Source organism: Celerinatantimonas sediminis (assembly GCF_046054195.1).
In the GTDB taxonomy this organism is placed as follows: domain Bacteria; phylum Pseudomonadota; class Gammaproteobacteria; order Enterobacterales; family Celerinatantimonadaceae; genus Celerinatantimonas.
Genome location: NZ_JBEQCS010000035.1, coordinates 1 through 13140 on the forward strand (window position 1 = coordinate 1; position 13140 = coordinate 13140).

A 13140-nucleotide genomic window follows, 5' to 3' on the forward strand; every position below is an offset into this window, starting at 1 on the left:
GATTTTTGGCGAAACCATTATAACAGCCCCATTTGCTGCTTGCTTTTTATACCGCAAAGATCAACACGCTCTAGTCTTTATCAAAATATTTTGTGCCCGTAACAGCTGTACATCAGTCGTCAGAATGAACCGGCAAATCAATATTCTTGTGATACCCATGAGGTGAAGATGATTTTGCTGCCAATTAAAGATAATCTGACTAAATAAAATACATCTCAACTCAAATTCGTTTGGGAGATAGTCATGGCAATTGCTGCACTTTATGACATTCATGCCAATTTAACCGCATTAAAAGCGGTGGTTGAAGAGTTAAAAAAATATCCAGTTACACAGATTGTTATCGGAGGCGATGTCATCGCTGGCCCTCAACCAATAGAAACACTTGAACTATTGCAAGAGGTCACCACACCAACTTATTTCGTTCGCGGCAATGCTGAATCAGACTTATTACGCTATCTCAATGGCGAGCAAGCAGGCGGACTTTCAGCAAATGCCGATGAAATAACGAGTTGGGTTGCAAAACAACTGACCTCCAGTCATCAACAATTTATCGCAAGTTGGCAACCTTACGTTGAACTGACGGATTCCATTTGGGGTCAGATGGTGTTTTGTCACGCATCTTTGCGCAGTGATACTGAAATATTTACGCGTTTAAGCTCAAAAGAAAAACTCTGCACAATTTTTCAGGATGTCCATGCATCAACAATTGTCTGTGGCCATACCCATATGCAGTTTAACAAAACCATAGCCGATAAACGGATTATTAATGCCGGTAGTGTCGGAATGCCATTTGCAAAACCTGGTGCGCAGTGGCTATTGCTTAACGAGCAAGCCAACTTGATGCATACAAACTATGACGTCAATCAAGCAGCAGAGCAAATTAAGCAGACTAGCTACCCTCAGCGCGATGCTTTTATTAAAGAAAATATCCTAACAATGCCAACCGAAGAACAAGCTCTTAAAATTTTGAGCGATCTAGAGCAAAAGCAAACAGCTTTTCAAACAGTCTAACTGCATAAAGATTAGCTAACTTTAGCGAGGGTATCAGCTCCCAGCTTTTGCGTTCTCAACTATGCTTAAAGCATAGCGAACATCAATGCGAATAGAGCCATGATTAGCCATATTGACCATGTTGTCCTAACCGTATCGGATATCGATGCTTCGGTGTGTTTTTATCAACGAGTATTGCTGATGCAAGAAAGCTCTTTTACTAATGGTCGCAAAGCGCTTAAATTTGGCAATCAAAAAATCAATCTTCAGCTACTAGATCAAGAACCGCGTAATCATGCCAGAGTGGGCTCAGGAGATCTCTGTTTGATTACCGATTGGAGCTTAGATAATGTCATCAAACATCTGACCAATGAGCACGTCGAAATTATTGAAGGGCCAGTGCAAAAAACTGGGGCTGTCGGTCTAATTCAATCCGTATACTTTGTTGATTTAGATGCCAACTTAATAGAAATCAGCGTCTATCCTAACGATGACATAGATATTTTGTAATGCCATCTAGTTTATCGTCAAACCACTTGAGCTGATGAGGTGCTATTGCTTGTTTAGACGCCAATGCTTGTTGACGAATATTATCTACTTCATCCCATTTTTGCCGAGCTTGTTGATGCGTTAAAACTCCCGCTTTAACTGCATTTGATAAGTCGGCCTCTAACATATTAGCTCTTACGACCACATGAGCCTGCGCAGCATTATCTATCGCCCCGCCCAACTGCCCAGTAATTGCATGCGCAAACTTAAGATTACAGCCGCCCTGAACAGCAAAAGCTTGCACTCGAAACGCTGCGATAGCTAATAAAAAACCGAACCAACAGTATTTCATGTGCAACACCTTAGACACGGATCAGACGCATCGGATAATAAAGCTTTCACAAGAGTTATTAAAAACGACTGCATTGGCTGAGATATGTGTAATATTAATTATATAATATTTAAAATCAGTCGGTTAAATTTTGATACGAAAAATCCGCTTTGTAAAGCAGCCCAGCACACTGGCCAAATGGCCTCATTATCTAATTGATACCGACTAACCTCTCATTTTCTATCACTGAAACCACAAGTCAATTTTATCAACTATATTTGAAGCAGAGATACAAAAGGATAGGACATGAAAAACGGCTTTAAATACAGCTTATTTCTATTACTTCTACCACTTCTTGTCGGATGTGCGCATCTCGATAGTCATCAAATTTCACAACTAATCGAACAAGAACAAACTAAATTATCTCTTTGGGTTAAAGCAAATACGACCTATGACCCATACACCAATGAATTGAAAATTGAGCAACAAGAACTAGATGATCGCTTCAAAGCAATGGTGTCCAAAATCAGATCTCGCCTATCAGGATATAAAGTCACGACAGCTATTGCTTATACTGATTATTGTAAGGGGAGTCACCCTGGAGAAACTGTCTGTCTTTTTAGTAAAAGCATGCTCTTGCAGGCTGACTCCCGAAGCCAATGGTATTCAACAGCGAGACAAACATTCTGGAACAAAGGCTATGCGGTGATGCAGATTGATGTTCCAAAAAGGGTTGGTAACTCGAACTCGTTTATCGTGCCAGTTGTATTTGCGTCGATTATTAAGGTATATGCTCCAACTCACGACTTAGCATACCCTCTCGATTATTCGTTTGAAATCAAACAGCGGTATCCAAACTACATAGAAACCAAACCGACTATTCAAGACTAAACAAATTAGTTAGAAGAGAAACGTGATATACTGCTATTCAGTTAACAACCCAATAGCAGTGGCTATATTTTATTCTAGCAAACTACGCAGCATCCACGCGGTTTTTTCATGTAATTGAATACGTTGAGTCAAAAGATCATTCGTTGCTTCATCACTTGCTTTGTCAACCAATTCATAAAGTGAACGAGCGGTTCTAACAACGGCTTCTTGACCAATCACCAAATTTTTAATCATATCTTCAGCTTTTGGTACCGATGTATCTTCATCAATCACAGTCAATTTCGAAAACTCGTGATAGGTTCCAGGTGCAAATACACCTAATGCTCGAATACGTTCGGCAATCAGATCAACCGCTAATGCCAATTCATTGTATTGGGTTTCAAACATGAGATGTAATGTGTTGAACATTGGACCAGTCACATTCCAATGATAATAATGGGTTTTAATATAAAGCGTATAAGTATCAGCTAAAAGGCGCGATAGTCCCGAAGCAATCTCGATTCGATCTTTTTCGTCAATACCAATATTGATTTGTGGTGAGTTCATAATAGAATTTTCCTTCAGTAGGGATACAAATCAGTTCCCTTTATAGAGGAAATTTTTTAAAAAACCAGTTTTTTCCCTATTTATTCTTTGATATTTATCAGGAATGTGATGTTTAAATTGTATACATGATTTTTACACCTATTTATTGATGTTTAATATATTCAGCGCCCCTCTTTTGGGAGGGGAAAGTGGAAGTAGCGGCCTCGGTAGTTTTGCCACCAAATCATCAGAAAATTCAGGTTTAATTTTGGCATAGTCTGCTCGGCTTTCTCATACCAGCACGATCTATTTTCGCATTACATATAGACTTGCCTATTATCAATCGTCCACCTTAAATGACCTAATTTAAGAGCATTTTAAAGGACTATTTTTGGTATCAAGAATCTTAATTGATGTTGCTGTGTTCTGCTCTAATTGAACCGGACACTTTAATAATGGAATATAATCCAATTATTGAGGTGTTAAATGACAAAACGAACAAACAGAAGTTATACGGCTGAGTTTAAGCAAGAAGCCGTAGCATTGGTAACTGAGCAAGGTTATAGCGTATCTAAGGCCGCAGCGTCTTTGGGGATCACAGACAAGCTACTTTATAACTGGAAGACCAAGTTTGAAGCTGAGCAGTCAGGGGCCAGTTTAACAGCAGATGAACGCGCTGAATTGGTGAGGCTTCGTAAGGAAAATAAAGAGCTGAGGATGGAAAAAGAGATCCTAAAAAAGACCAGCGCCCTCCTGCTAAAGGAAACCAAGTAACGTTTAAAACCATCAAGCCGCTCTCTTCAATATTTCCCGTGAAGGCGCTTTGCAGGGTAATGAAAGTCAGCCGCTCAGCATATTATGCATGGCTGAAGCGCCCTGCTAAAGTCATTACAGCAGAGCAGCTTGCTCTGTATCGACGAGCTAAAGCTATCTTCGCGCAGAGTAGAAATAGCCTAGGCTACAGAGAGCTGAGAAAACGGTTATGCAAGGAGGGCTTTCAGGTGAGTGAGTATGGTGTTCAACAGCTTATGACAAAGCTTGGCCTGGTTGTGACACAACGCGTTGCCTACAAGGTCACCACCAAACGTAAGCACAGCGATGCCGTAGCTGATAACTTGTTAAACCAGAACTTTAACCCAGTTGCACCGGATAAAGTGTGGGCTGGTGACGTGACCTATCTGCGAACGGGTGAAGGCTGGATGTATTTAGCCATCGTGATGGACTTATATTCCCGTCGTATCGTTGGCTGGCACATTGATAAACGTATGACTACAGACTTGGTTAGTAAGGCGATGATGAAAGCCTATAACTTACGCCAGCCACCTAAAGGGTTAGTGTTTCATAGTGATAGAGGCTCACAATATACCAGTAACCGTTATCGCCACTTACTAAGCGACTACGGAATACGAGCTAGCATGGGGGATGTAGGCGCCTGCTGGGATAATGCGGTGGTAGAACGGTTCTTCGGCAGTTTAAAACATGATTGGCTGCTGAAAGTACCACAACTAACGCGCGCACACATGAGGGCAGATGTAACTGCTTACATGCGTTATTACAACTTAGAACGACTTCATACAGATAATGGTGATCTGTCACCAGTAGAATATGAGCAAAATTCGTTAAGAAAAGTGTCCTGATTTAGTTGCGCAGAACAACCTGAGATTACTCAAGACTTTTTATAAACTACCTCCCCGTGAATCATCCTCCGCTTTCGACTCATTCACAAATAGCTTAAACTGCTTCACTCCATAAAAGAAAAACCAAGAGAAAAATATAAATAAAGGAATGAAAAGAACTAAAGGATATGCTAGAAAAAGCTTACCTAGATTTGGGAAAAGAACTAGAACAAAAAAAAGAAGAAAAAATGTTGCTATTGTGAATACCCCAGTGATGAGTGTTACAGCACTTATTCTCCAAGATTCAGGCTCTCTTTCTGAAAAGATATGAAGAGATAAATTAAATAGTACACGCCACATTATTTCTCCCTTACCTACTTCCAACCATTGCCAAAAATCATTTGTGCTTCATCCCACAGTTCTTCTCCCCTATTCAAAAAGCGAGAAGCTTGCTGAATATATAAAGCACCTTCTTTGATTACCATTTCTGTATCACCTATCCCCCCTTCCGTTTCATCTATGACCCATTTACCTCCATTATACAATGATTTTGCCAGATTGCCGCCAACCAGTTGATCTGCGACATAGTATAAGGCTACGCCTACCAGCGACTCGGGACCTAAAATGAAAGGTAATGCACCTACAGAGATATCAACAATTCCATCTATGGCTCTAAATGCCAAATCCTCTGCAGAGGCTCCTTGCTGATACATTGCATATTCATCATAAAAAGTAGTTCCAGCGGTAATGAATAAACCTAAGAAAAATGTGTAGTTACCAACTAATCGAGCATCATCCGCCAACTTACCATAATTCAGAAGAGTCTTTCTGAATCGCCATCTATCTTGATGTAGCTTTTTACCTAATTGTTCAATGCCGCCTCCAATAATCCCAGCTGGAGTGACTACATTATCATTAAACAGCGATAAATCTTTGTTAATTGAAGATGTGGTATGCTGACTTTGCAGATTGAGATTATGTTCTTTTACAAAAGCAAAACATCCCCCTGTTATCGAAAGTGATAACGTTCGCTGATTAAACTGAGTAATAACCGATTGTTTGTCTATTGCTCCCGCCTCATAAGCACTAATCTGTTGACTTACTTCAGTTTGGAGCTGAAATACAAATTGATAATGATGATACCCATCTTTGATACACGAAGCTGCGTAAGTCTGCCCTTGAGCGATTAAAGCGTCTCCATGCCCTTTAACTTCAGCCAAATCCTCTGGTAGAACTGCCACCCTAGTCTCCTTTGTAGGATACCCTGCCTAACACTTTTGCACGATTTTCTCATCCTACGCTTAATTGATTCTTTTATCTATTAAAGGCTTTTTGTAAAGAAACTCAATTCACCCTGATTCTTTGCCATAACTAAAGCACGCTAGCATCAGCTCGGCTTTTTTACCAGTTAGTTTAAACATAGGGATCTCACGCATAAAAAGGCACAGTCAATTATGACTAGATAAATCATCGTTGCAAATAATGCACAAAACTCAATACCACTAGACTTCATCCTCCCCTATTTAAAAAATATTACACACTCTAAGAAACCTTTAATTTCATATTATTTAGCAGCAATAGAAAAATTAAAACTTATTAATTTTTTGATAATAAAAACGCAGGCATCTTTTTTCCCCATAGAGGAATAGAACTACAGCCAAAACAACATAAAAACCTAATAAAATATATTTATGAGCAATCACACAATCTACAAATGTATACAATTTCAAATAGATAGAAACAAAAAATAAAGCTACTGTGAAAATGATCCCATAAACCCCTGTAGCTAGCATCACACAAGTTTCCACACCACTTTTTGTGATATTATCTCTCTTAATGAAGTAATATATATTAAAGAAGATCTTCCACATATTCTAAGACACCTTTAAGTTCATATTCTTTAGCAGTACTGAAAATATTAAAATTTATTCATTTTTTGATAGTAAAAATATCGGCATCTTTTTTGTCCATATAATATAGAAATTAGCCCCACAGCAGCATAGACCCCGAGCGTAAGATACTTGTGATTAATCATCAAATCGCCAAGATAACTCAAATTAAAAGTAACTAATGCAAAAAAAATACACACTGTGACAATGGCTGCATAAAAAGCAGCTGCTATAATGGCACACATTTCAGCACCTTGGATGGTTACATTTCCTCGTTTAAGAAAATAATACAGTTTAAAAAAGATCTTCCACATACTCTAAGTCAGCTTTCTAACATCTTCAATTTGAGGATAATTAGCAGACATATTAAAAACCTATTTGCTTAGATCACTCGATAATAACAAATTAATTAATAAAATACATCTCGCTGTCATCTAAATAGAATTAATCCCAACTTCTCGTCACGATCGTTTGTTTCTGTACACTCGCCACATTGGGTAAAGTGACTGTCATCGCTTCGGGGAAGATAGCCACGCGGATTTGGGAATTCAGCTCGTAGAATGCGACCCTACTTTCTACCGAATAGGTTCGATGCACAGCCCTTACACGTTAAAATATATCGGGCTTGAGCTATATTTTGAACAGTCACTTACTTTGGGTTTAGTTACTCTCACATTGATTTCCCCCAGTGGCTTACGGCCAATTGTAAAAAGGAGCTGTTTCATATTTCTCTCATCGGCTTTGACCTGTATGATCAAAGCTAGCATTAGGCTCCACCACCGTTTTAAGATTGTGGTACGGATTTGTGGTACGCAAACGGTAAAACGGGCGTAATTTTTACGCAAATTTGACTAACTAGGGGATAACAAAAGTAATCAAAAGAAATCAAAAGAAATTTGATAATTTATTGAATTTTATAGATTATTTGAGCTAAGTAATTGATATGGCACTACTTATTAAAAATAACTGCATTGACTGCGACATGTGCGAATATTAATAATATTACTTTTAAAATCAATAGATTAAAAATTTGTGGTATTCATTGTGGTACGCTATTTTTTCAGCTCGTACCACAAAATTAAATTGTGGTACGGCTTTTTCTACGAGATCTAGCTAAATTTATTGAGGCTTATGATCGCACGCATACCAATTCTGCGGCCAGTCCCAAACCAATTGATTATTGATATTTATTTCAATTTTTCCATTCGAAGTATCTTGAGTGAAGCCATAAATTTGCGGCCCCACTTTATTAATTAGACTAGCTATACTGCAAATTTTTGTACCTCTGGTCAAAACTAGCGCTCTAGTTTGCTTACTCAATTGCTTTAATGAAGCTAAATAACGTTCATGGGCTTTCGCTTGCTCTTCTGCTCGTTTTTCTCCAGCTTTTCTTTGCTCTTCTTCTTGAAGTGGAGACTCATAGCCCATTGTATTAGCTAAAGCTAGCGTTGCTTTCTGCCCATTTAGCTTAGGAATAATAAAAAATAAAGAGATCCTATACTGGGAATTGTGAATCACAGTATCTGTATACTTCTTATTCGAGGTAACTTTTGCAAAAAATAGAATATGTTCGTGGTTCGATGAGTCAACACAAGCATTCTTGTGGGGAATACCATCAATCGCTTTACAAAGACGATATATAACAAGAGCCACATCGTGAACGCTCTGCTCACTGACACCAGATGATTTAAGGGTCGTGTAGCCACTTGTTTCTTTCTTGTTATATAGCTTGGCTCCAGTTATAGCCTCTGATAATTTATAAGCGGAAGCATACGTGTCTTTTATCAACGTAACAAATGATGATTCTAAATTCGATTTGCTTGCTAAAACGTCGTTAAGTTCCGTATTACGATTTGCCGCACATGAGGTCAATAATAGGATAGGTAGAAGAGTGAGAAATTTTTTTAACATATAAAGTCCATATCATAAGATTATCGATAGTAGTCATATCGGACTTTACCACACAACCTAATGATTTATTGATATTTTAACATATGATGTAGCCACCCATTCTGAATTTACAATTGCCGAACTTGCGTTCGAGGGATTTTAAATTCCTCGTTCAAATGAGGAATATCAAAAACTTAACTGCTCTCTTCATAATATAAGAAGCATTTTTGAATATAACCTTTGATTATATTCATTAGAGATAGTCATATTATGAAGATTGGAAGCAGCTTAATTGTTATTCAGCTTCAAATTTTCAACCGCGCTAGAGACATCATCTGCACCTTTGTGGATCTCATTCATAATAGCGGAAACTTCAGAGATTTTATCATTCGTATCTGAAGCAACAGATGAGACGCCCCTAATCGTTTCAACAATCTCGCTAGTTAATTTCAAATTCTGTTGAACGACTTTATTAATATCTCCGGTAGATTTAGATGTGCGAGTGGCCAGTTGGCGAACTTCATCAGCAACGACCGCAAATCCTCGCCCATGTTCTGCCGCTCGAGCTGCTTCAATTGCCGCATTGAGTGCCAACAAATTGGTTTGTTCGGCAATACTACTAATCGTATCAACGATATTTGAAACATCATCAGACAATGTAGCAAGCTGATTTAACTTTTCAATCGCATCGATAATGGTGGTATCCATGTAGTTAGCCAATTGGACGCATTGTTGTAGATTTGCATTCCCTTGATCGGCTACCTGGGCGGTTTCAACGGCTGTGCTATAAGCAATATGAGCAGCATCTTTCACCGTTTGTTCATGATGAACATCTTCGGTGATATCTACTGCAAACTTAATAATGCGATAAACCTTACCCTCAGCATTCAAAATAGGGCAATAAGAGGCTTGGATCCAGACTTCATCACCATATTTTGATTTGCGCCGGAAACGGCCAGTATAAACACGCGATTTGGCTAATTGCTGCCAAAAATCTGGATGTTGTTCATAAAATTCATCAAAACAAAACATGCGATGATGTTTACCAACAACCTCATCTGCTTTATATCCAAGCGTATTTAAAAAGTTATTATTGGCAAAGGTCACTGTGCCATCATTCGTAAATTCAATCATCGCATAAGTTTTGTTCAATGCCGTGAATACATCAGCTATCCGTTGTGACTCAACATGTTGCTTTGTCACATCGGATGCAATTTTCATAAATCCCGTAACTCGATCTCCCTCATAGATAGGGAAATAAGTTGCTTCAATAATGATGAGTGAGCCATCCTTTTTGTAGCGATAAAATGTGCCATCTTTTTTTATCCCCTTGGCTAAATCTTGCCAATGCTGACGATACGCTACACTGTTGATGTCTTTTTCTGAGCAAAAAATACGGTGATGCTTGCCTTTGATCTCATCCAACGTATATCCCATTGCAGAGAGGAAAAGATCATTAGCATCAACAATATTGCCATCAATATCAAACTCAATGGTCGCCACATATTTTCGAATGGAATCTATGATTTGGGTATTACGGTTCACGATAGATCTATCAGAGTTAGATTCAGCTGAACGTTTATTGAAAAACATGCAAAATTCCGTAATGAACAGAGCCTTTTTTCATATTAGTCTAACTTCTAAAAAAAACTTGGGTTTTCACGCATCAAAGAACTGTAAACGAAAGAGTACACAAGTCATTTTAACCAACTATATTCGAAGGAGTGATACAAAAGGATGGGACATGAAAAACAGCATCAAATACAGCTTATTTCTATTACTTCTACCACTTTTTGTCGGGTGTGCACATCTCGATAGTACTCAAATTTCGCAACTAATCGAACAAGAACAAACTAAATTATCCCTTTGGGTTAAAGCAAATACAACCTATGACCCTTATGGCAATGAATTGAAGATTGACCAAAAAGAACTAGATGATCGCTTCAACACAATGGTGTCCAAAATCAGATCTAGCCTATCAGGGTATAAAGTCACGACAGCTGTTGCTTATAAAGAGTATTGCCAAGGCAATCATCCAGGCGAAACTGTCTGTCTTTTTAGTAAAAGCATGCTCTTGCAGGCTGACTCCCGAAGCCAATGGTATTCAACAGCGAGACAAACATTCTGGGACAAAGGCTATGCGGTGATGCAAATTGATGCACCAAAGCGGGTTCACGACTCTAATGCGTTTATCGTACCTGTCGTATTTCTCACTATTATTCAGGTAAATGACCCAACTCACGACCTAGCATACCCTCTCGATTATTCATTTGAGATCAAACAGCAGTATCCAAACGACATAGAAACCAAACCGACTGAATAAAGCCCTCTAGAAAATAACAGCAAGTCATATTTTTGGCTATGATTTTAGTATTGCTGAAAACATTAAAGGCGATTCGTTCGATATGTTCCTAAAATCTAGAAAGAAACTGATTGCAAAAGAAACTCAACAAGCCAATGAGGTTCAGCGGCTCAGCCAAATCGATCTACTCAGCGCGATAAGAGCCAATACAGCATATATTAGCTTTACGCCAGATGGGATCATACTGGATGCAAACGATGTTTTTTTATCGGTAATGGAATATCAAAAAGACGAAGTCATCGGCAAGCATCACCGAATTTTCTGTGAACCTGACTATGTCAAATCATCCGAGTACGCCCACTTTTGGACAGACCTAGCCAATGGCCAAGCCAATAAAGGCACCTTTCTTCGGTTCAAAAAATCCGGCAACCCCGTCTATGTAGAAGCCAGTTATTTCCCCGTCAAAGATACAAATGGCAAAGTTAAAGAAATCGTTAAAATCGCGAGCGATGTAACCGATCAAGTTGAATCGCTTCATGCTCTTCAGGCAGTTTTTACCGCCCTACAGCGTTCGCTGGCAGTGATTGAATTTAAACCCGATGGAACGATCCTCACCGCAAACCAAAACTTTCTTAATGTTGTGGGATATAAGCTAGAAGAAATTCAGGGGCAACATCACAAGATGTTTTGCTTTGATGGATTTTATAAAAAGAATCCTAATTTCTGGGAAACATTGAGTCGGGGCGACCACTTTTCAGGGCGTTTCAAGCGTAAAGATTCAATGGGAAATATATTGTGGCTGGAGGCGACGTATAACCCAATTAGAGATGAGAAAGGCAAAGTCTATAAAATTATTAAATTTGCCTCAGATATCACAGAGCGAGTCAATACTGCCATGCAAGCAGTCGATATGGCGGCGGCGATTTCTGAACAGACATCCCAAATTACCCATCAAGCCATCAACGTCCTAAATGATGCCGTTCAGACCTCGCATAACATTGCCGACCAAGTGGATGAAGCCTCTATATCAGGCCAAAAACTGATTGAGCAGTCAAAAGACATTGATGAAATCGTCTCAACCATTCGCGGCATTGCTGACCAAACCAACTTACTGGCGCTCAACGCTTCAATTGAAGCCGCTCGAGCAGGTGACTTTGGCCGAGGTTTTGCCGTTGTCGCAGATGAAGTCAGAAAACTAGCCAAGCATTCATCCACAGCAACTGAGAGCATCACAAAAGTTATTGAAGCTAATAGCAAATCAATTACTGATATTGACCAACGTTTAAAAGCGATTTCAAAAGTCGCTCTGCATGGCAAAGACAACATTAATGATGTGGCCAATGGCTTAACTGACGTCAACACAGGCGTTGCTCGGTTCGTTGAAATGGTAGATCAACTGAAAAAAGACTAAGCCACAGATACTTCCAACCAATTGGGGCAATTTAATTGCCCCAAATTCAGTCCATTTACCGACAATGGTGACCTAGGTAGTGCTGGGCTTCGCGGGTGTAGTTTTTGGTGAGTTTGGCGAGAGCTTCTAGCTTCTGCTCTTTCATTTCTAGGTGATGGCGATGGGCCTGCAGTTCGAAGCGGGCGTATTAGACATTGAAGAGAGCTTTTTCGAGTTTTAATTGATGTTTAGTACGAGACAAACCAGTATCAATAAAACCACTACTATTCAGTTAACAACCAAATAGCAGTGGCTATATTTTATTCTAGCAAACTACGCAGCATCCACGCGGTTTTTTCATGTAATTGAATACGTTGAGTCAAAAGATCATTCGTTGCTTCAATCTTAGCCACTTCGCCAACATTAAAGACGGGGTTTATAGCACTTATAATGAATCATACAAATATAGATAATAGTTGGTTTCAAGAGTTGGTCATTGATGAATATTAGCGAAGTAAAAATACATTAAGACAAAAATACTAGTATTAACAATAATAGTATTGATTTTACAGTGACACATCTCATTTCCCCTACCTCAACCGCCATTTGACTTTGCTGTTAGTAGTAATGTGGCGGGCTAAAATTTTACGTTCCATGATGTGGCTAAATATGCAAGTTTTTCGGCCTCAGAGGGACCCGCGTTCAAATCCAAAGCATCGAGTAAATTCTAGCCTCGATAAATCTATGAACACTGTCCACTTCCCCATTAATGAGACAGTTCTAAAGTAGAGTTTCCCAGTTGTTTTCGGTAAGCCGCCGGTGGCAGA

The 13140-nt window shown here is 39.1% G+C and carries 12 protein-coding genes and 1 pseudogene; 6 read left to right on the top strand and 7 right to left on the bottom strand.

Translation table 11 applies throughout. The annotated features are described in order from the left end of the window. The first annotated feature begins 243 nt into the window (after positions 1-243). Together ABTQ23_RS20980 and ABTQ23_RS20985 are read left to right on the top strand one after the other, a co-directional pair. Positions 244-1011 carry a metallophosphoesterase family protein gene (locus ABTQ23_RS20980; protein WP_408617715.1) on the top strand — a complete coding sequence of 256 codons (768 nt, stop codon included), beginning with the start codon at positions 244-246 and terminating at the stop codon, positions 1009-1011. A 99-nt stretch (positions 1012-1110) separates the two neighbouring features. Further along, positions 1111-1500, top strand: coding sequence for a VOC family protein (locus tag ABTQ23_RS20985; protein WP_408617716.1), 390 nt, complete (start codon positions 1111-1113; stop codon positions 1498-1500). Here the strand turns inward: ABTQ23_RS20985 and ABTQ23_RS20990 are convergent. Further along, the gene (locus ABTQ23_RS20990) at positions 1475-1831 is read right to left on the bottom strand and encodes a hypothetical protein (protein WP_408617717.1); all 357 of its coding nucleotides are present in this window, start codon (positions 1829-1831) and stop codon (positions 1475-1477) included. The two genes, ABTQ23_RS20985 and ABTQ23_RS20990, sit on opposite strands and share 26 nt — an antisense overlap. 285 nt (positions 1832-2116) lie before the next feature. Here ABTQ23_RS20990 and ABTQ23_RS20995 point away from each other — a divergent pair, with 285 nt between their 5' ends. Further along, positions 2117-2701, top strand: a complete 585-nt coding sequence (locus ABTQ23_RS20995; protein ID WP_408617718.1) for a hypothetical protein — start codon at positions 2117-2119, stop codon at positions 2699-2701. A 69-nt stretch (positions 2702-2770) separates the two neighbouring features. Here the strand turns inward: ABTQ23_RS20995 and ABTQ23_RS21000 are convergent, their stop codons facing one another. After that, complete coding sequence (locus tag ABTQ23_RS21000) at positions 2771-3247, bottom strand: Dps family protein (protein ID WP_408617719.1); 477 nt, start codon at positions 3245-3247, stop codon at positions 2771-2773. 465 nt (positions 3248-3712) lie between these two features. Between ABTQ23_RS21000 and ABTQ23_RS21005 the strand changes: the two genes are divergently transcribed. Further along, positions 3713-4863 (top strand): IS3 family transposase gene (locus ABTQ23_RS21005; RefSeq protein WP_408617720.1). Its coding sequence is split into 2 segments (ribosomal slippage): positions 3713-3989 and positions 3989-4863, totalling 1152 coding nucleotides; the frame shifts between segments, so codons are not numbered across the junction. 39 nt (positions 4864-4902) lie between these two features. On the opposite strand, the gene ABTQ23_RS21010 is transcribed toward ABTQ23_RS21005, so the two are convergent. The 4 genes from ABTQ23_RS21010 to ABTQ23_RS21025 all read right to left on the bottom strand — a co-directional run bounded on the left by ABTQ23_RS21010 (position 4903) and on the right by ABTQ23_RS21025 (position 10214). Next, positions 4903-5202, bottom strand: coding sequence for a hypothetical protein (locus ABTQ23_RS21010; protein WP_408617721.1), 300 nt, complete (start codon positions 5200-5202; stop codon positions 4903-4905). Between the two features lie 14 nt (positions 5203-5216). Beyond that, positions 5217-6083, bottom strand: coding sequence for a hypothetical protein (locus tag ABTQ23_RS21015; protein ID WP_408617722.1), 867 nt, complete (start codon positions 6081-6083; stop codon positions 5217-5219). A gap of 1767 nt (positions 6084-7850) precedes the next feature. Then, entirely contained in the window at positions 7851-8642 is a 792-nt protein-coding gene (locus ABTQ23_RS21020) for a hypothetical protein (RefSeq protein WP_408617723.1), read from the bottom strand. 267 nt (positions 8643-8909) lie between these two features. Then, the gene (locus tag ABTQ23_RS21025; RefSeq protein WP_408617724.1) at positions 8910-10214 is read right to left on the bottom strand and encodes a methyl-accepting chemotaxis protein; all 1305 of its coding nucleotides are present in this window, start codon (positions 10212-10214) and stop codon (positions 8910-8912) included. A gap of 151 nt (positions 10215-10365) precedes the next feature. On the opposite strand from ABTQ23_RS21025, the gene ABTQ23_RS21030 reads away from it, so the two are divergent. Together ABTQ23_RS21030 and ABTQ23_RS21035 are read left to right on the top strand one after the other, a co-directional pair. Then, positions 10366-10944, top strand: a complete 579-nt coding sequence (locus tag ABTQ23_RS21030; RefSeq protein WP_408617725.1) for a hypothetical protein — start codon at positions 10366-10368, stop codon at positions 10942-10944. Between the two features lie 82 nt (positions 10945-11026). Next, positions 11027-12334: a methyl-accepting chemotaxis protein gene (locus tag ABTQ23_RS21035; protein WP_408617726.1), complete on the top strand. Its 1308-nt coding sequence runs from the start codon at positions 11027-11029 to the stop codon at positions 12332-12334. A 299-nt stretch (positions 12335-12633) separates the two neighbouring features. Here the strand turns inward: ABTQ23_RS21035 and ABTQ23_RS21040 are convergent. Further along, a pseudogene (locus tag ABTQ23_RS21040) lies at positions 12634-12723 on the bottom strand (DNA starvation/stationary phase protection protein); the annotation flags it as partial. Positions 12724-13140: the final 417 nt, after the last annotated feature.

Excerpts from the sequence above, each read along its gene's own strand:
- ABTQ23_RS21020 (WP_408617723.1), bottom strand. The coding sequence starts at position 8,642 with ATGTTAAAAAAATTTCTCACTCTTCTACCTATCCTATTATTGACCTCA.
- ABTQ23_RS20980 (WP_408617715.1), top strand. The coding sequence starts at position 244 with ATGGCAATTGCTGCACTTTATGACATTCATGCCAATTTAACCGCATTA.
- ABTQ23_RS21010 (WP_408617721.1), bottom strand. The coding sequence starts at position 5,202 with ATGTGGCGTGTACTATTTAATTTATCTCTTCATATCTTTTCAGAAAGA.
- ABTQ23_RS21000 (WP_408617719.1), bottom strand. The coding sequence starts at position 3,247 with ATGAACTCACCACAAATCAATATTGGTATTGACGAAAAAGATCGAATC.
- ABTQ23_RS20985 (WP_408617716.1), top strand. The coding sequence starts at position 1,111 with ATGATTAGCCATATTGACCATGTTGTCCTAACCGTATCGGATATCGAT.
- ABTQ23_RS21030 (WP_408617725.1), top strand. The coding sequence starts at position 10,366 with ATGAAAAACAGCATCAAATACAGCTTATTTCTATTACTTCTACCACTT.
- ABTQ23_RS20990 (WP_408617717.1), bottom strand. The coding sequence starts at position 1,831 with ATGAAATACTGTTGGTTCGGTTTTTTATTAGCTATCGCAGCGTTTCGA.
- ABTQ23_RS21025 (WP_408617724.1), bottom strand. The coding sequence starts at position 10,214 with ATGTTTTTCAATAAACGTTCAGCTGAATCTAACTCTGATAGATCTATC.
- ABTQ23_RS21035 (WP_408617726.1), top strand. The coding sequence starts at position 11,027 with ATGTTCCTAAAATCTAGAAAGAAACTGATTGCAAAAGAAACTCAACAA.
- ABTQ23_RS20995 (WP_408617718.1), top strand. The coding sequence starts at position 2,117 with ATGAAAAACGGCTTTAAATACAGCTTATTTCTATTACTTCTACCACTT.